General features: G+C 73.3%; 3 protein-coding genes. All 3 read left to right on the top strand.

From position 1 onward, the window contains the following. Positions 1–95: 95 nt before the first annotated feature. The 3 genes from PYR72_RS00985 to PYR72_RS00975 are packed head-to-tail and all read left to right on the top strand — an operon-like array spanning position 96 to position 20,133. Positions 96–1,301: an aromatic ring-hydroxylating dioxygenase subunit alpha gene (locus tag PYR72_RS00985; RefSeq protein ID WP_275453359.1), complete on the top strand. Its 1,206-nt coding sequence runs from the start codon at positions 96–98 to the stop codon at positions 1,299–1,301. A 2-nt stretch (positions 1,302–1,303) separates the two neighbouring features. Continuing rightward, complete coding sequence (locus PYR72_RS00980) at positions 1,304–10,801, top strand: polyketide synthase (RefSeq protein ID WP_275453358.1); 9,498 nt, start codon at positions 1,304–1,306, stop codon at positions 10,799–10,801. Continuing rightward, entirely contained in the window at positions 10,798–20,133 is a 9,336-nt protein-coding gene (locus PYR72_RS00975) for an SDR family NAD(P)-dependent oxidoreductase (RefSeq protein WP_275453357.1), read from the top strand. Before PYR72_RS00980 ends, PYR72_RS00975 begins: the two co-directional genes overlap by 4 nt. Positions 20,134–20,145 lie beyond the last annotated feature (12 nt).

Raw genomic sequence — 20,145 nt, 5'->3', positions numbered from 1 at the left:
GCGACGGCTCCCTGCGCACACTCCCCTCGCCCGGGCCCAGGGGCCCGGCGCTCCGCCACCGCCTTCCACGCACCTCACCCGAGGGAGCCCAGCAGATGACACGCGCGTCCAGCATGTTCGACCTCATCAGCGAGCAGACCGAGCAGCGGCCCTACTTCGAGTCCGGCGGCATCGGCCGGTCGCACGAGTTCTACACCGGTGAGGAGCAGTTCCGGCGGGAGATGTCCCGTATCTACGGCCGGCACTGGCTCCCGGTGGATCATGTCTCCCGCCTCAAGGAGAAGGGCGCCTACAGCACCCTGAACATCGGCAGTGGTTCCGTCCTGCTCCTCCACGGCGACGACGGCATTCAGGCCTACCACAACTACTGCCGGCACCGGGGCTACAAGCTCGTCGAGGAGGCCAGCGGCAAGCGACAGAGCCTCGTATGCCTCTACCACTGCTGGGTGTACGACCGGAACGGCAAACTGAAGAGCCTCAACGGCACCTACTTCGACCACTTCTTCGAGAAGGAGAAGAACGGTCTGCTGCCCATCCGCACCGACATCCGCCACGGCGTCGTCTTCGTCACCTTCTCCGACGACGCCCCCGACCTTGACAAGGCCCTCGGGGAGTTCGGGGAGTTCGCGCGCGTCTACGAACTCGCCGACCTGGAGTGCGTCCAGGCCAAGGACTACCCGGTCGCCTCCAACTGGAAGCTCGTCGCGCACAACGTCAACGAGAGCCTGCACTTCCCGACCGCGCACAAGGACCTGCACCGCATCACAGACTTCGACGACGCGGGCACCTACGACCTCGAAGGCGACATCGTCGGGGCCTGGCAGTCCATCCGCGGCGGCTTCAACTCCGTGTCCATGACGGGCCACAGCAGGCGCACACCCATGCCGCTCGTGCCCGACGCCGACCGGCAGCGGATCAACTGGATCACCATCCTGCCCAACCTGCTGCTCGGATTCACCGCCGACTACGTGATGATGCAGTGGGTCTGGCCCGAGAGCCCCGGCACCTGCTTCGTACGCCACTTCTGGCTGTTCCACCCCTCCGAGACGGCCAAGAGCGATTTCTCCCACGAAGCCGTGTTCGCCCTGTGGGACAAGGCGAACTACGAGGACTGGGAGATGTGCGAGCGCACCCACCGCGGTCTGTCCAACCCGCTGTGGACCCCCGGTCAGCTCTCCCTCGACGAAGAGGTCGTCTCCCAGATCGACGGCTGGGTCGCCGCCCGCACCGCCGACGCCGTACAGGACACGGACGCCACCGACCCCGCCCGCGCCGCCGAGTCCGCCGCGGCGGAGGGGTGAGCATGACGACCAACTGCTACATCATCGGGGGAACCCGGGTACTCACCCGGTGCGCGGCGCGACTGCTCGACGTGGGCGTACGCATCGAGGGAATCCTCAGCGACGACCCGGCCGCCGTGGCCTGGGCCGGCGAACACACCGTGCCCGTGCTCGATCCGCACGGCGACCTGACGGCGACGCTCTCCGAGCGGAAGTTCGACTACCTGTTCAGCATGGTCAACTTCCGCATCCTCACCGCGGGCGTCCTGGACCTGCCCGAGATCGCCGCCGTCAACTTCCACGACGGCCCCTTACCCCGCTACTCAGGCAGCAACGCCCCGGCCTGGGCCCTGTACGAGGGCGCGACCCGGCACGCGGCGACCTGGCACCGCATGACGGAGGCCGTGGACGCCGGGGGCGTCCTGCTGGAGCGCTGGTTCCCGGTCCGCGACCACTCCACCGCGCTCTCCCTGACGTACGAGACCGCCGAGACCGGCATCGAACTGTTCAAGGACCTCGTTCCGCACATCGTGGCGGGCACCCTGCCCGACGGCGTCGACACCGGCGACCGCGAACGGCGGTTCTACCGGCGGTCCGCCCGCATGGCCTCCGGCGGGCTCATCCACGCCGGCACCTCCGCCGCCGAGGCCGCCCGTATCTCCAAGGCCCTGGACTACGGCAGTTTCCCCAACCCGCTCGGCATCCCCACGCTCGTCACCGAACAGGGCGCCGTCCTCACCCGGCAGATCAGGCTCATCCCCCGGGACGAGCCCCGCACGGACACCACCGTGCTGTCGGTGACCACATCGGCGCTGACCCTCGCCGCCCCGGACGCCGACCTCGTCCTCAGCGACTTCACCGCCGTCGACGGCAGCGCCCTCAGCGGTCAGGCCGCCGCACAGCGGCTCGGCGCGATCGAGGGCACACCCCTGCCGCCCATAGGCGAGGAACGGCTCGCCGCCATCGCCGCCGCCCAGAAGCCGCTACGGGCGCACGAGCCCTGGTGGCGCGCCCGGCTGCGGGACCTGCGTCCGGCACGGCTGCCCGTCGACGACTTCAGCGCCGGCGCGGCGCACTACGGCCGCTACGAGATGGCGTTCGTCCCAGGTTCCCGCGACGAGGCGCTCGCCGTCGTCCACGCCTTCCTCGGCGTCGTGGCCGAGCGCGCCGACGAGCCGGCCTTCGACTTCGCCTGGTCGCCGTCGGACGCCCGCGCACGGGCCGGGGAGACCCATGGCATCGCCGCGGCGCGCTTCCCCGTACTGTTCGACGGCGACAGCGCCGACGCCCTGCGCGACAAGCTCGACGAGGCCGCCGCCCGGCACGGCTACGCCGCCGACCTGGAGGTCCGGCTCGGCCTCGCGGGACGCCCCCTGGGCTCCGGGGAGCCGACGTTCACCGATGTCATGGTCCTCGAACGCGGCGCGGGGGAGGAGGCGTCGGCCGAACCGCACACCGAGATCGCCCTCCTCTGCCTGCGGGACGGCCCGCCGACGGTCTTCGTCCGTGACACCGCGATGGGCCGCGACGAGGCACTGGAGTTCACCGAGCGCGTCGAGGACCTCGCCCTGGCCGCCCTGGTCCACGGCGAGGAGACACAGCCCGCGCCCCGCCCCGAAGCCGACGAGGCCGCGGCGGCGACCGGGACGACTGCGACGACTGCGACGACTGCGACGACTGCGACGACTGGGACGACTGGGACGACGACGGAAACCGATACGGCGGAGACGCCGGCATCCGGCAGCGCGACCCTGCTCGATCTGTTCGCCGCCGCGGTCGCCGAACGGCCCACGGCCACCGCCGTCCGCAGCGGTACCCGCACCCTCGACTACGCCGCCTTGGACGCCTGGGCCGATGCGATCGCCGCCCGTCTGCACGACCAGGGCATCGAGTCCGGATCGGTGGTCGGTGTCCTGGTCGAACGGGGCATCCACCTGATCCCCGCCCTCCTCGGCATCCTCCGCTCCGGCGCCGCCTTCCTCCCGCTCGACCCGGCCTACCCCACGGACCGCCTGCGTGGATACACCGAGGTCGCGCGGTGCGACCTGATCCTCACCGACCACACCACCGACGCCCTCGGCGCCTCACTGGGCACCACCCTGCGCCTACCCGAGGCGGACGGTTCGGCACCGGCAGTACCGCCGCGGGTCGAGACGGACGACCTCGCCTACCTCCTGTTCACCAGCGGATCCACGGGCACCCCCAAGGCCGTTGAGATCGAGCACGGGGCCCTCGCCAACTTCCTCACGGGGATCGGGGAGCGGCTCGGCTCCTCGGCCCAGGACGCCGTACTCGCCCACACGACGGTGGCCTTCGACATCTCCCTGCTGGAACTCCTCCTCCCGCTGACCGTCGGCGCCGAGGTCGTCCTCGCCTCCCGCGAGACGGCCCGCGATCCGCAGCGCCTGGCCGAACTGACCGACCAGGTGACCGTCGCCCAGGCCACGCCGAGCATGTGGCGGCTCCTGCTGGCGACCGGGTGGACCCCGCCTGCGGGTCTCACCGTCCTCTCGGGCGGCGAAGCGCTGCCGCGGAGCGTCGCCGAGGGCCTACATGCCCCGGCCCGCGCCCTGTGGAATCTGTACGGCCCCACCGAGGCCACCATCTGGACCTCCGCCCACCGCGTCACCTCCGTGGGCGACTTCGTCCCGCTCGGCGAAGCGCTGCCGAACCAGCAACTGCACGTCCTGGACGAGCGGTTGGAGCCGTGCGCGCCCGGTACGACGGGCTCGCTGTGGATCTCCGGTGCCGGACTCGCCCGCGGATATGCCCACCGGCCCGACCTCACGGCGGACGCCTTCACCGTCCATCCCGTCACCGGGGTGCGCCTCTACCGGACCGGTGACGAGGTACGGCTCCACGCGGACGGCGCCGTGGAATGGCTCGGCCGCGCCGACGCCCAGGTCAAGGTGCGGGGCAACCGTATCGAGCCCGCCGAGATCGAGCAGGTGCTGGAACGGTTCGCCGGGATCACGGCGGCCGTCGTCGTCGCCGCCCGCTTCGAGGGCCGGGGCGAACCGCGTCTGACCGCCTATCTGGTCGGCGACGCAGCACCGACGAAGGCCCGGCTGGACGAGTTCGTCGGCGCCACGCTGCCCGAGTACATGGTGCCGGACGCGTACGTACGGCTCGACGCGCTGCCCCTGACCGACAACGGCAAGGTGGCGCGGGCCCGGCTGCCCCTGCCGACACGCGACACGGTCCTGCGCGCCGACGCGGCCCTCACCGGGGCGGTGTCCGAGGCCGCCGCTCCGGCACCCGAAGCCGCCGCCCCGGCACCTGAGATCGCAGCCCCGGCTGTCGCCGCCGCGATCGCCGGCCTGACCACGGAGGCGCTGACCGCACTCGTCGCGCGCGTCTTCGCCGACACCGTGGGAGAGCCCGCCTTCGCCTCGGACGCCAACTTCTTCGACCTCGGCGGCGACTCGGCCAACGTCACCGTCGCCGCCGTACGTCTCAGCCGTGAGCTGGGCGCGGAGGTCACCCCTCCGTCGGTCTTCGCGACCGGCACCCCGGCCAGGCTGGCCCGGCTGCTGGCCGCCGACGGCCTGGTGCGGATCGCCGAGCCGGAGCCGGAGCCGGAGCCGGAGCCGGATCCGCAGTCGCGGCCGGAGAGGCACGCTTCCGCCCCGGCCGCCGTTCGCGGGCAGGAGACGATGGAGGAGGAGGCGGCGGCGGAAGCGAGCCCCTCGACGGCCGTGGCGGGGCCCGCAACCCCCGGACCCGCCCACCCCGGACCCGCGCGGGAGGACACCCACGGTGGTGCGCTGGCCGTGGTCGGGATGGCGTGCCGGTTCCCGGGCGCTGCCACGCCGGACGAGTTCTGGCGCAATCTGGCCGACGGCGTCTCCAGCGTCGGGGACGCGCCGCCGGGCAGGCGGGGCTGGGCCCACCTGTGGAGCGCGGACGACGCCGACGAGGCGCCGATGGGCTGGGTCGACGGCGTCGAGTACTTCGACCCCGCGCGCTTCGGTCTCACCGACCGCGAGGCCCGGCGCCTCGACCCCCTGCAGCGCGTCCTGCTGAGCGTGACCGCCGAGGCGCTGGAGAGCGGCGGCCACGACCATGTGTCGCTCGGCGCCGACACCGGCGTGTTCATCGGCACGATCGCGAGCGACTTCCCGGAACTGGTGGCACGGAGCATCGGCCACGGTGACCCGCACGTCGCCACGGGCACCGCGATCTCCATGGTCGCCAACCGGCTGTCGCACGTCTTCGACTGGTCGGGACCGAGCTTCGCCGTCGACACGGCGTGTTCTTCGTCCCTCGTCGCCCTGCATCAGGCCGCCATGCACCTGCGGTCGGGTGACATCGACGCCGCCGTCGTGGGCGCGGCCAACCTGGTCCTGACACCGGACAAGACACGCTCCTTCGCACGCAACGGCATGCTGTCCCCCCAGGGCGTGTGCCGGGCCTTCGACGAAGGGGCCGACGGCTACGTCCGCGGAGAGGGCTGCGGTGTCGTCGTACTGAAGCGGCTCGCGGACGCCCGGCGCGACGGGGACCCGGTCCTCGCCGTGATCCGGGGCACCGCCGTCAACCACACCGGCGGCAGCGCCGGGTTCCTCACCGCGCCGAGCAGGCCCGCCCAGGCGGCGGTACTGCGCAAGGCACTGGCCGCAGCCGGCGTCACCCCCGGCGACATCGGCTACATCGAGGCGCACGGTACCGGTACCCAGCTCGGTGACCTCATCGAACTCGAAGCGCTGCACGCGGTGCTCGGCGAGGAGGCCACGCATCCGGTCGCCGTGGGCTCGGTGAAGACGAACATCGGCCATCTGGAGCCGGCCGCCGGCATCGCCGGACTCATCAAGACGGTCCTCGCCCTCCAGGCCGGCACCATCCCGCCGTCCCTCAACCTCACCACCCTGAACAAGGCGTTCGCCTTCGCGGCCTCGCCGCTGTTCGTCGCCGACCGGCCGCTGCCCTGGGACGGGCCGAGGATCGCGGGTGTCAGCAGTTTCGGCTTCGGCGGCGCCAACGCCCATGTGGTGGTCGAGGCCGCGCCCCCCGTCACGGACGCCACGCGGGCCGCAGCGGACCACGACCGGCTGCCCCGGCTGCTGACCTTGTCGGCGGCGTCGGACGCGGCGCTGCGCACCCTGGCGCACCGCCTCGTGCTGATGCTGCGCTCCCCGTACTGCCCGTCCCTCACCTCACTGAGCGAGGCGAGCCGCAGACGCCCGGCGGCGACTCATCGTCTCGCCTGCGTCGTCGACAGTCTCGAACAACTCGACGACAAGCTGCGGCTGTTCCTGGCCGGCGTGGACGAAGTCCGCTCCCTCCACCCGGGACTGGCCGACGGCAACGGGCCGCGCACGGAGAAGGCCACGGTCCGGGACGGAGCGGGCCGGGAGGAACTGGGTGAGGCGGCACGGCGGTTCGCCGCCGGCGCGGACCTCTCCACCGGGCCAGGCCGGGCGGGCGTACGCTTCCCGACCGCGCCGCACGACGAGAAGTACCTCTGGCTGGAGCCCACCGGGCAGCCGCAGCCCCTGCCGCAGCCCCAGCAGCAGCCGCAGCCGACGGTCCCGGAGTCGGGCCAGGCCGCCGCGAGGGGCCGTACGACCGACTCGTGGGCGCGGCTCCCCGAGGCCGCCGAGCACGTGGTCCTCGGCAGGCCGACCCTGCCCGGTGCCGCCTACCCCGGCAAGGTGGCGGAGCTCGTCGGCAGTGAACGGTTCGGCCTGCGCGACGTGACGTTCCGCAAGGCCGTCGAGACGCCCGCGACCCTGTCCGCCGAACTGGAGGGAGCACGGGTCACGTTCCGCGACGGCGACGGCGCTGTCGTCTGCACCGCCGAACTGACCCCGCCGGAACAGCCGGTGCTTCCCGTCCCCCCGTCCGGCGACGGTTTCACCGACGCCCGCACTGACGGCTTCACCACCGTCGAACTCGACGCGCTCTATCGCGCGTTCGAACGCGACGGACTCGCCTACGGCTCCGCCTACCGGACCGTCGCCGCCCTCTCCACCGCACCCGGCCGGGCGACGGGCGTGCTCCGCGCCGAAGCCGGACTCGACGGCGTGGTCGACGCGCGGCTCCTCGACGGCGCCTTCCAGGTCGCTCTCACCGCGTGCGGTGCGCGGGGCCTGTATGTGCCGTTCACCGTCGAACGGCTCACGGTCCTCGGCCGGGTCCCTGCCACGGCCCGTGTGTACGCCCGGCGCGACCGGGAGACCGGTCCCGACTCCGGTCTGCTGACCGCCAGCCTGGTGATCCTCGACGGCGACGAGCCGGTGCTCGAAGCCCGTGGCATCACCTGGAAGCGGCTGTCGAGCACGCCGTCGGCCGGGACCCCGCGACCCGTCGCGGCCCAGGGCGTCGGCGCCGGTTCCGGTCGGCCCATGGCCACGGCCGTCGAGAGCAACGGTCACCGGCCGGTGCCCCCGCGTCCCGGACGGGGCGACGGTCTCGACGCCACCCTGGCCCGTTGGGTGGCCGACGCCCTGGAGACGGGCATCGACGACCTCGAACCGGACCGCCCGTTGCAGGAGCAGGGGCTTGACTCCGTGCTCGCCGTCGCGCTGGCCCAGGACATCCGCGCCAAGCTGGGCGTCGACATCCCCGTCACCCTCGTCCTCGAAACCGGATCGGTCGACCGGCTCGCCGCCGAACTCCGCGAGGAGTACGGCGTCACCACCGTCCCCGACGACACCGCGTCCACCACCGGGCTGCAAGACACCCTGTACACCGTGGACCCGGGCGACACCGCATACGCCACGCACGCCACGTACACCGCCGAGCTGTACGACGCCCCACAAGCGGCTGCCCGGGACGAGCAACCCGCCCCGGTGGCAGAGCCGTTCGCCGTTCCCGCGACGCGGGCCACCGGCGCGGCCGACCCGGACCGGCACGACATCGCCGTCATCGGTGTCGACGGCGTCTTCCCGAACGCCGCCGACACCGACGAACTGTGGCGGGTCCTGCTCGACGGTGACGACTGCCTCAGCGAAGTACCCGCCTCCCGCTGGGACGTCGACGCCTACTACGGCACCGACGGCACCCCCGGCACCGTGTACCTCAGGCGGGCCGGCTTCGTCGACGGGCTGACCGACTTCGACCCCGGTTTCTTCCGGCTGTCACCCGCCGAGGCACAGTGGATCGACCCGCAGCAGCGGCATCTGATCCAGTCGGCCTGGCGTGCCCTGGAGGACGCCGGGCTGGCGGGGAAGCCGGACCGCTCCACGGGCGTGTTCGTGGGCGCCAGCTATCAGCACTACCGCGACGTGGTCGTCGACGACGTCGTCCAGACCGCGGCCGGCCTCGGCAACCACAACGCGATCCTCGCCAACCGGCTCAGCTACTTCCTCGACCTGCACGGCCCCAGCATGACGGTGGACACGCTCTGCTCGTCGTCCCTGGTGGCCCTGCACACGGCGGTGCGCAGCATCCGGGGCGGGGAGTGCGAGCAGGCGATCGTCGCCGGTGTGCACCTGGGGATGTCGCCCCAGTACTTCCAGCTCGGCTCACGCCTCAGGTCGTTCTCGCCCACCGGCAGCTCACGTGCCTTCGACGCCGGCGCCGACGGGTTCGTGCCGGGCGAGGGGGTCGTGTCGGTCGTGGTGAAGCCCCTGGCCGCCGCGCTGCGCGACGGGGACCGGGTGCGCGGGGTGATCCGGGGGACCGCCGTCAACCACGGCGGCCGGACGAGCGGACTGACGGTTCCCAGCGGTGGGGGACAGCAGGAGGTCGTGGCCGCGGCCCTGGCGGACGCCGGGGTGTCACCGGAGTCGATCGGTCTGGTCGAGGCCCACGGCACGGGCACCGGACTGGGCGATCCGATCGAGGTGGAGGGGCTGACACGCGCGTGGCGCCGCTTCACGGCACGGTCGCAGTTCTGCGCACTGGGCTCCCTGAAGAGCAACATCGGCCACCTGGAACCCGCGGCGGGCCTCGCGGGACTGGTGAAGGTCCTGCTGGCGCTGGAGCACGGGGTCGTCCCGCCGACGGTGAACGTGACACGGCCGAACGACCACATCCGTTTCGAGGGCACCCCCTTCTACCTCTCCGACCGGCCCCTGGAGTGGCCGCGTACGGGCGGACCGCGCCGCGCTGCGGTGAGCGCCTTCGGCATGGGCGGCGTCAACGCGCACGTCATCGTCGAAGAGGCACCGGACACGCCCGCTCCGGCGGACCTGGCCCAGCACAGCCATCTCGTACGGGTCACCGGCGCCGACGAGACCGCCGTGCGCGCCCTCGCCGGTGTCTACGCCGAACAGGTGGCCCGCACGGCGGAGGACCGGCTGGGTCACCTCGCCTTCACCGCCAACACCGGCCGCGCCGCCCAGCGCCACCGTGTCGCCGTACAGGGGGCCACGCCCCGGGAACTGGCCGACCGTCTCATCGAGGTCGCGGCCGGCCGTACCCCCGTCGTCCGGGACAGCGGCAAGCCCGCCACCACGGCGTTCCTCTTCACCGGCCAGGGCTCCCAGTACCCCGGCATGGGCCGTGACCTGTACACCACGGAACCGCACTTCCGCGACGCGCTGCACGAGTGTGCCGACCTCCTGGCGCCCTGCACCGACATCCCGCTGCTCGACCTGCTGTGGGGCGACGCCCGGCACCTGCTGGACCAGACCCGGTACGCGCAACCCGCCATCGTCAGCGTCGAGGTGGCTTTGGTCCGGTACCTGGAAGCGGCAGGGGTGCGCCCCGACGCCGTCGCCGGGCACAGCCTCGGTGAGCTGACCGCAGCCTGGTCCGCCGACGTGCTCTCCCTGCCCGACCTGCTCCGCCTCACCGCCCTGCGCGGACGGCTCATGGACGACCAGCCCTCGACCGGCGCCATGGCCGTCGTCCACACCGACATCGACACACTCACCGCCGCACTGCGGGCCCACCCCGGCCTGGAGATCGGCGCCTACAACGCGACCCAGGTCCACACCGTCACCGGCCCCGCCGACGCGCTCGCCCGGTTCCGCGAGCAGACCCCGCACCGCACCCAGCTCCTTCCGGTCAGCCACGCCTTCCACTCCGCCGACATGGAACCGGCCGTCGCACCCTTCGCCGGGGCCGTGGCCGCCACCGCCCTCAAGCCGCCCGCCATTCCGTTCGTCTCCACCCTGACCGGGACCTGGCACACACCCGACTCCGCCGTCGACGCCGCGCACTGGGCCGAGGCCATCCGCCGGCCCGTCCGCTTCGCCCAGGCCCTGACCGTGCTCGCCGAGACCGTCCCGCAGGCCGTCTGGGAGATCGGGCCCCACCCCCATCTCACGCCCCTGGCCCGTACGACCCTCAGTGAGCCGCACCCCGTCTGGCTCACCACGCTCCACCGAGGGCGCGAGGACCAGATCCAGCTCCACACGGCCCTGGCCGCCCACCACAACCGCACGGGCGTCGACCTGACCTGGAGCGCGCTCCACGAGGGCAAGCGGCACCGCACGACCACCATCCCCACCTATCCGTTCCACCGAGAGCCGCTGGCCGCGCCCCCCGCTCGCCGCCGCGCCGTGACGAAGGCCGTCAGCCACCCGCTGTTCGACCGCCACTACGAGCACCGGAGCGAGGGACAGTGACGCACCGAGCCGAGACCTACGAGAAGACCTTCGCGGGACACGAACCCTTCATCGCCCAGCACCGCGCCGCGGGCACCGGACTGCTGCCCGCCGCCGTGCAGTTGGAGATGGCGATGGTGGGCGTCGCCGGGCTCGGGCCGTTCACTCCGCTGGAACTCACCGACGTGGCCTTCCTCAGGCCCCTCACCGTCGCCGACGACGCGACGGCCGCCGTCCGGCTCGACATCGCCCACGACCCGGACATCAGCCCGGACACCAGCCCGGACATCCGCTTCGAACTGAGCACCGTCGTGGCCGGGGAACGCAAACAGCTGTCCACCGGCCGCGGCCGGCGGCTTCCGGACGGCTCGGCACCCGGGTCCGTCCCCCGGGTGACCGGCACACGCACCATCACCTCGGACGACCTGTACGACAGCTGGTCGCGCGCCGGACTGCGGTACGGGCCGGACTACCGTACGGTCCGGGAGCTGACCGTCGGCGACGGCACCGCCCGGGCCGTCCTGCGCAGCGACGCCGAGCCCATGCCGTGGTTCGCCCACCCCCTGCTGACGGACGGTGTGTTCCAGGTCGTCAGCTGCGCGCTCCAGGACCTCCCGGGCACGACCGCGCCCCGGCCCATGCTACCGATCGGCGTGGCACGCGTCGCCGTCCACACCGATCTGTCGGCCCTGTCGTCCGGGGCCACGGTCCTGGTCCGCCGGACCGGGGTCGAGGGCGCCTACTCGACGGCCGACGCCGTGATCCTCGGGCCGGGCGGCGAGATCGCCGCTCAGTTCGACGGTGTCCGTATGCGCCGTACGACCGCGATGGCCCCGGCCACCGAGCCCTCGGGGCGGGCCGAGCCCTCGGGGCGGACCGCCCAGCCGCTCTCCCGCATCCACTGGCGGCCCGCGCCCGGCCCGGAGCGCGAGCCCGCGCAAGGCACCTGGGTGGTGCTGCACCACGGCGACGCGCTGGGCCGGCACACCGCCCGGCAGCTGCGCGCCGAGGGCGCCCGCGTGGTGGAGGCCGGCCTCGGCACGTCCCCGGCACACCCGGCGCGGGACCGCGACCACCTCGTCCTGCCGCACGCCGACGAGGACGGATTCCGGCGGCTGTGGCAGGACATCGGCGACCCGGTGGCGGGAGTCGTGCACCTGTGCAACGCCACCGGAGCGACCGACGACCGTACGGAGGCCTCCGACCTCCGCGCCGGACTGTACGGGTGCTTCGCCGCCCTGAAGACGCTCGGCGAGCGGCAACGCAAGTCCCGCTTCCTCGTGGTGACCCGGCACGCCCAGCCGGTGGCGGACGACGACACGCCCGTGCCCGCCCGCGCGGCGCTGTGGGGTCTCGTGCGGACGGCCGCCATCGAGTACCCCGGCCTGCGCCTCCGGCTCATCGACCTCGACGACACCGCCGGCGTCGACGCGTTCGCGGCGGAACTCGGCGAGGGTCCCACGGAGGTCGCTTACCGGCACGGCGTCCGTCACGAGCCCGTCCGACTGTTCGATCTGTTCGGCTCGTTCGATGTGCCGGACCGCCCGGCGAGCGGTCCCATCAGGCGGGGCGGCCGCTACCTCGTGCTCGGCGGGCACGGGGGACTGGGCCTGGAGGTGGCCCGCCGGTTCGCCGAGGAGGGCGCCGGACTCGTCGCGCTCGTCAGCCGGAGCGGCACGGCGGGCGCCGACCGGTCCCGGCTGGCCGGGATCGAGGCGGCGGGCTGCGCCGTCGTGTCGTACGCCGCCGACATCACCGCCCCTGGTCAGCTGCGGGCCGTCGTGGAACGCGTCCGGGACGAACACGGCGAACCGCACGGCGTGGTCCACGCGGCGGGCACCCTCAAGGACGGACTCATCCGGTCCACGACCGCCGAGGACATCGACGCGGTCATGCGGCCCAAAGTCGACGGCGTCCGCGAACTCGCCGCCGCCGTGGACGGAACGGACCTCGACTTCGCCGTCCTGTTCGCCTCCGTTTCCGGCACCTTCGGCAACCTCGGTCAGGGCGGATACGCCGCCGCAAACGCCTATCTGGACGCCTTCGCCCACGCGCACGGCACGCCCTGGCTCAGCGTCGACTGGGGCCTGTGGGGCGAGGTCGGCATGGGTACGGCGGTCGCGGACCAGCTCCGCCGCCGGGGCGTCCGGCCGCTGAGGACGACCGAGGCCCTGGACGCCTTGATCGCCGTCCTGGGCACAGACGCCCGTCAGGTGGTCGTCGCCCACCCCGACGACGCGGAGCCTGGGCCCGACACCACGGGCGTCGTACACGCCGACGAGGGCCGGGAGCGGGTGGAGGACGAACTGGAGCGCTTCCTCGGCGAACGGCTGGGCGTGGCCGCCTTCGACCGCCGTACCCCCCTCGCCGACTACGGCATGAGCTCCATCATGAGCGTCGAACTGTCGGAGGAACTGTCCCGCCGCTGGGACCTCCACCTCCCGGCCACCCTCTTCCTGGAACACGGCGATTTCACCGAACTGGCACGAGCGTTGACGGACCGGTACGGCGCGGCCGGCGCGGTACGGAAGCCGGCCGCCGGGGAGACCGCTGAACCGGCGGCGGACGATGTACACGCAGCACAGGAGGCAGAGGAGGCGCGGGCGGCACAGGGCGTGCGGGAGCCCGAGCCGGAGGCCGCTCCTGCCGCCGCCCCTGCCCGGCGGGCGGAGACCGGGCGGGACAAGGACGTGGCCGTGGTCGCCGTCTCCGGCGACCTGCCCGGAACACCCGACATCGCCGGTCTGTGGCCCCTGCTGCGCTCCGGCAGACACGCGTTCACCGAGATCCCGGCCGAACGCTGGGACATCGACGCGCACTTCGAGGAACGCGGCCCCCATATGACGGGCACCTACTGCCGCACCGGCGCCTTCCTCGACGACATCGACCGCTTCGACCCGTCGTTCTTCGGCATCTCCGTGCGTGAGGCCGAGGAGATGGACGCCCAGCAGAAGCTGCTGCTCGAACACGCCTGGGCGGTACGCGACGAGAGCGGTCTCGTCGGCCGCCGCGACATCGGCGTCTTCGTCGGGGCCACGTACACCCACCACCGCGACGCCCAGGGCCTGGACAGCGTCGGACCGCACACCGCGCTCGGCTCCCTGAACGCCGTACTGGCCAACCGCGTCTCCTACGCGCTCGATCTGACGGGCCCTTCGCAGACCGTCGACACCTTCTGCTCCTCCTCCCTCGTCGCCGTCCAGCAGGCGGTCGCCGCGCTGCGCGCCGGAACGTGCGCCGCCGCGATCGTGGCGGGCTGCCACGTCGGGCTCACCCCCTGGTACTACCGCAGCCTCAGCCAGCTCGGAGCCCTGTCCCAGACCCTGCCGCACCCCTTCGACGACCGTGCCGACGGCTTCGTCCCCGGCGAGGGAGCGATCGCCGTCATGCTCAAGCGTCGTGCGGACGCCGAGCGCGACGGCGACCGCATCTGGGGTGTGATCCGGGGGACGGCCGTCAACCACGGCGGCCGGGGCAGCGCTCTGCCCGTGCCCCGCAGCGAGGCCCAGACCGCCGTCGTCCGCGCCGCCCTCGACGACGCCGGGGTGGCCCCGGCGGACATCACCCTGATCGAGAGCCACGGCACGGCGACCCGGCTGGGCGACCCGGTCGAGATCGCCGCGCTCACCGATGTGTTCGGCGACGACCCGGACCGCCGTACGCCGGTGCACATCGGCTCGGTGAAGGCCAACATCGGTCATCTGGAGCCGGCCGCCGGACTCGCCGGACTGATCAAGGTCCTCTTATGCCTGCGACACGGCGAGATTCCGCCCCTCGCCGGCTACGAGAGCCCCGGCGCGCACCTCCACCTCACCGGCGGACCCTTCGTGATCCCGACGGAACCCCGGCCGTGGCGCTCGGACGGGCCGCGCCGTGCGGGGATCAGCGCCTTCGGTATGGGCGGCACCAACGCGCACATCGTCGTGGAGCAGTACGAGGGGCACTCCGCCGTACCGCCCGCCGAGCACACCCCCGCACCCTCCCGCCTGGGCGGACACCTCCTGCTCCTGTCCGCGCACACGCCGGAGGCACTGGCCCGGCGCGCAGCGGATCTGGAACAGCTGCTGCGGGCCGAGCCGTCCGCCGCGAGCGTGCTCTGCCGCTCGGCCGCCGTGGGCCGCGACCACCTGCGGCACCGCGTCGCGATCCTCGGCTCCACAGCCGGGGACCTGTCGGCCGGACTGGCGCACATCGTCCGCCGGGGCGGCGAGGCCCAGGGTGCCGTCCTGCGCGGCGGCACACTCCTGGAGAGCGGTGCCCGTACGGCCGACGCCGCGCTCGCCGCCCGCCTGGCCCCCTTCACCTCGCACACCGCCGAACGGCTCGCGGACCAACTCCGCGTCCCGGAGCACCGGTTGCGCACCGCACTGGCCTTCTTCCACGTCGGTGGCGGAACCGTCGACTGGCACCGGGTGTACGAGGGAACGCCCACGCGACGGATCGCCCTGCCGCCGTACCCCTTCCGGACGGACCTCCAGAAGACGGACCTCCAGAGGACGGAACTCATGGCGACGGACTCCACGAGGACGCGGAACACGGACGAGAGGACGGACAGGGAGACGGACAAGCGGGCGTACCAACGGGCGAGCCGGCAGGCGGTCACGGGCACGGCAGACGTGACCGCGACCGTCCACCGGCTGTCCCGGGCACACCGCGTGTTCGGTGAGGCGACGCTGCCGGGGGCGCTGACGGCGGCCCTGGCACTCGGGAGCGCCGACGTCCTGCGGCGGATCGCGTTCGTGGGCCGGGGGACCGGACTCCACACCCTCGCCAGCGACCTGGACGATCCCACCCGCACGGGACCGGTCACGTTTCGGTACGGCGACCGGATCGTCGCCCGCCTCGAAACGGGCCGTGCGGACGAGGGGTTCGTCGACCCGACCGGCACCCAGGACATCGACGCCCTCCGCGCGGGCCTCGACCGGACGCTGGACCCCACGGGCCTGTACGCCTGGTTCGCGGCCAAGGGCATGGACTTCGCCGCCCCGCTGCGCTCCCTCACGGACGTGCGCTTCGGGCCGGCCCGCGTGCTCGCCCGGGTCGGCGGCACCACCGGCGACGACCTGGAGAAGGCCGTGGTCGCCCTCGACGCCGCCCTGCAGAGCATGGCCGTACTGACCCTGGCCGACCCGTCCGCGACGGCGGCGACCTATCTGCCGGTGTCCATCGGACGGGTCGTACGGCGGCACGATCCGGCGCGGACGGCCTACGTGCTGCTCGACGCCGACACCGACGCCACCGCGCCGGACGGGGTACGACGCGGCCACGCCACCCTGCTGGCCGCGGACGGCAGGGTGCTGGTGTGCCTTGAGGACGTGGAGTACCGCACGGTGATCGCTGAGGACGCGTCCGACGTGACCGAGGAGCCGCGGCGGGACGCGCCCCGGCCGGCCGTGACCGCGTCCTCGTCCGCCCCCGGGGCCGCGATCCAGGCCTCGGTGCTCGCCCTCGTGCGGAACACCCTGCACGATCCGAGCGTCACCCCCACCACCTCGCTGTCCTCCGCCGGGCTCGACTCCATGCTCGCCACGGCCATCGCGGCCGACATCGAGGAGACCCACGGTGTGCGGCTGAGCCCCACGGACGTCCTGGACGCGGCGGACTGCCGCGCCCTGGCCGCACGGGTCGCCGAGCAGACCGACGTGCCCGAGCAGACCGACGGGCGCGGGCAGGACGACGTGCCTGGACGGACCGTCACCCTCACCACGCCCGCCGTCCCCGTCGAGCCGACGCCCGACCCGAAGGACATGGCCGTCATCGGCTTCGCCCTCGCCCTGCCCGGGGCCCAGAACCCGACGGAGCTGTGGTCGCTGCTCACCCGGGGCGGCACGGAGATCGGCCCCGCGCCCGCCCACCGCTGGGGAACGTACGCGCAGGGCACGGAGTCCGACGTCGGCGGCTTCCTCGGCAACGTCGAGGAGTTCGACGCCCGCTTCTTCGACTTCTTCCCCAAGCAGGCCGAGGTGCTCGACCCCCAGGCCCGCTGGCTGCTGCGGACGACCTGGGAGGCATGCGAGTCGGCCGGCCTGCCGCCACGTCGACTCCCTTCGTCCACGGGCGTGTTCGTCGGCGCCAGCTACCAGCACTACCGCGACTACAACATCGCGCCGGAACTGGACGCCCACAGCGGCCTCGGCAACCACAACGCCTTCCTCGCCAACCGGCTCAGCCACTTCCTCGACCTGCGCGGCCCGAGCATGACGGTGGACACGCTCTGCTCGTCGTCCCTGGTGGCCCTGCACACGGCGGTGCGCAGCATCAGGAACGGCGAGTGTGAACAGGCCGTCGTCGCGGGTGTCCGGGTCGCCATGTCGCCGTTGCACTACGTGGCCATGAGGAACCTGCGGGCCCTGTCACCTTCGGGCGCGTCGCGCGCCTTCGACGCGGCGGCGGACGGGTTCGTGCCGGGTGAGGGAGTGGTGTCGGTGGTGGTGAAGCCGCTGGCCGCCGCCCTGCGGGACGGGGACCGGGTGCGCGGTGTCATCCGGGGCAGCGCGGTCAACCATGGGGGCCGCACCAGCGGGTTGACGGTGCCGAGTGCCCGCGCGCAGGGGGACGTCATCGCCGGGGCGCTGCGGGACGCCGGTGTCTCGCCGGAGACGGTCGGGCTGCTGGAGGCGCACGGTACGGGGACGGGGCTGGGGGATCCCATCGAGGTCGAGGGGCTGACCCGGGCATGGCGGGAGCACACCGATCGGGCGCAGTTCTGTGCGATCGGATCGTTGAAGTCGAACATCGGTCATCTGGAGCCGGCCGCCGGTCTGGCGGGTCTGGTGAAGGTGCTGCTGGCGATGGAGCACGAGGTGATCCCGCCGACGCTGCACGTGACCCGCCCCAACGACCACATCCGCTTCGAGGACACGCCCTTCTACCTCGCCGACCGCCCACGGGCCTGGCCGCGAGACGGTCACCCGAGGCGGGCCGCGATCAGCGCGTTCGGCATGGGCGGCGTCAACGCCCACGTCATCGTCGAAGAGCCACCGGCGGCGCCGGTTCGCGCCGGGGCGGCCCTGGGCAACCATCTGGTACGGGTGACCGGCGTCGACAAGGCTGCCGTGCGCGCCCTCGCAGCCACCTACGCGGACCGCTTCGACGCGGCACGCGACGACTGGGAGACCGCCGACCTCTGCCATACGGCCAACGTCGGCCGCGCGCCCCTGCAGTTCCAGACGGCCGTCAGCGGGCCCGACGCCGCCGCGCTGGCGACGGCGCTGCGCGCGGTCGCCGCAGGCCGTGTGCCGATCGCCCGCGCCGACAGCTGCCTGACCGCCGAACAGGCCCGCGAACAGGCCCGGGGAGACTGGGCTCCGGCCGGGGAACGGCAGCGCCACACCGCCGTCGCCGTCCTGGTCCGCGCCGGATACGCGCACCTCGACTGGGCGGCGCTCTCCGCGCCGGGAGCACGGGTCACGGACCTGCCGACGTACCCGTTCGCCGCGCAGAAGCACTGGCACATGCACCAGCCCAAGGCGGAAGCACGGGCCGGGCGCCGCCCCGAAGCCCACCGGACCGAGTGGCGCACCGACGAACTGCCGCCGCCCGCTCCCGCGTCGCGACAGGCCTCCGTGCGCCTCGTCACCACGGACCCCGCCCTGCGGGACGCGCTCACCTCCGCCCTCCGCGACCAGGGCGCGTTCGTCGAGGAGGCTGCTCAGGAGGGGCGGAACGGGCAGACGGTTCGGACCGAGCAGACCCCTTCGAGCCCGGACACGACCGTCGTCGCGGACACGATCGTCGTCATGGACACTCCGACCCCGCAGTCCGCCGAGCCCTACGACCTGCGCGCGTTCTGGTCCGAACTCGGCGCCCTCGTCGCGGCGTTGCCCGCCCACGGGCGGCTGCTGTGGGTGGGACACCACAGTGCGGCCGTGCACGCGGCGGAACGCGGGCGGCTGCGTCCGGAGGCCGCCGCCATGGCCATGGCCGTACGGGCGGCCTGCGCGGAGAGCCGGAAGCACTCCGCCGTCGTCGACCTGGACCCGGCCGACCCGGCGGACGTACGGGCCCGGCAGGTCGCCGCCGAGTACGCGGCGCTGCCCCAGGGCCCCGACGCCGAGCCGGGCACGGACCCGTACTCCGGCACCTTCGCGGCCTACCGCCACGGCATCAGGTATGTGCCGCACACGGTCGCCGCCCCGCCCGGTCCGGCGTACGAGCCGTCCGGGGACGGGTACTACCTGGTGACGGGCGGACTCGGCGCTGTCGGACGGCATCTGGTCCGGCGGCTCGTCGACCGGGGAGCGCGTCATGTCGGCGTGGTCGGGCGGTCCGTGATCGACGAGACCCGCTCCGAACCGCTGCGGGAGCTGTCGGGGCGGGCCGAGGTGGCGTACCTGCCCTGTGACGTGTCCGACGCGTCGGCCCTGGCCGCCGTGGCGCGGGAGTTCGGGGCGCGCTGGGGCCGGCTGCTCGGTGTCGTGCACTGCTCCGGCGGGGTCAACCCGTTCGGCGCGATGCACCGCCGGCCGTGGAGCGACGCCACGAAGGTGGTCGCCCCGAAGATCCCCGGCTCACTGAACGCCGTACGGCTTGCTCAGGAGCAGGGCGCCGACTTCGCGGTCCTGGTCTCCTCGATCGCAGGCACCCAGGCCCGGGCCGGCCGCGGCCTGGTCGACTACGGCCTCGCCAACGCCTACCAACTGGCGCTGGCCGAACGCGAGAACGGCATCGCCACCACGGTCACCGCGCACGCCTGGCCCAACTGGACGGGCACCGGCATGGAGGCGGACGCGTCCTACTCCGCCGCGCACTCCATCGGCACCCATGAGGCGGCGGACGCGTTCCTCGACCACCTACGGTCGGGCGGCGCGGTCGTCTTCCCCGGCACCGCGCCCACCTCCACGCCCCCGTTTGAACCCACACCCACACCCACGCCCACGGAGCCCGGCGTTCCCGCCGCATCGGCGCAGGGCGCGGCGTGGCGCGGGGCGTACGGTGCGGTCACGGAGATCCGTACCGTGATCCCCGCACCGGCGACCGGTGGACGGGACCGGGAGGAGATGCGCGGGCATGTGCGGGACGCCTTCGTGCACGTTCTGGGGGAGGACCCGGGCGACCGCTCGCTCCAGGCGCTGGCACTGGACTCCCTGGTCATCGCCGAGCTGACCACCGCCCTGGAACAGCGCGGCGGTCTCACCGTCGACCCGTCCCTGTTCATGCGGGTCCGTACGGCCGACGACATCGCGGCCGCGCTCGCCACAGCCACGGCCACGGCCGCGCCGGGCCGGCCCGCCGCCCTTGAGCAGGAGGCGCCGCCCGGTCGGCCCTCGGCCTCCGACGACCAGCGCGCCTCGGCCCTGAGCGCCCTGCTGCATCCGCTGGTCACCCGCGACCGGGGAACGGTGACGCCATGACGACGGAGCCGA

It is taken from the genome of Streptomyces sp. VNUA24 (assembly GCF_029167005.1).
GTDB classification, from domain to species: domain Bacteria; phylum Actinomycetota; class Actinomycetes; order Streptomycetales; family Streptomycetaceae; genus Streptomyces; species Streptomyces scabiei.
Note: the sequence above shows the minus strand (reverse complement) of the source record. Positions and strands in the feature narration are given on the sequence as shown.

Excerpts from the sequence above, each read along its gene's own strand:
- PYR72_RS00985 (WP_275453359.1), top strand. The coding sequence starts at position 96 with ATGACACGCGCGTCCAGCATGTTCGACCTCATCAGCGAGCAGACCGAG.
- PYR72_RS00980 (WP_275453358.1), top strand. The coding sequence starts at position 1,304 with ATGACGACCAACTGCTACATCATCGGGGGAACCCGGGTACTCACCCGG.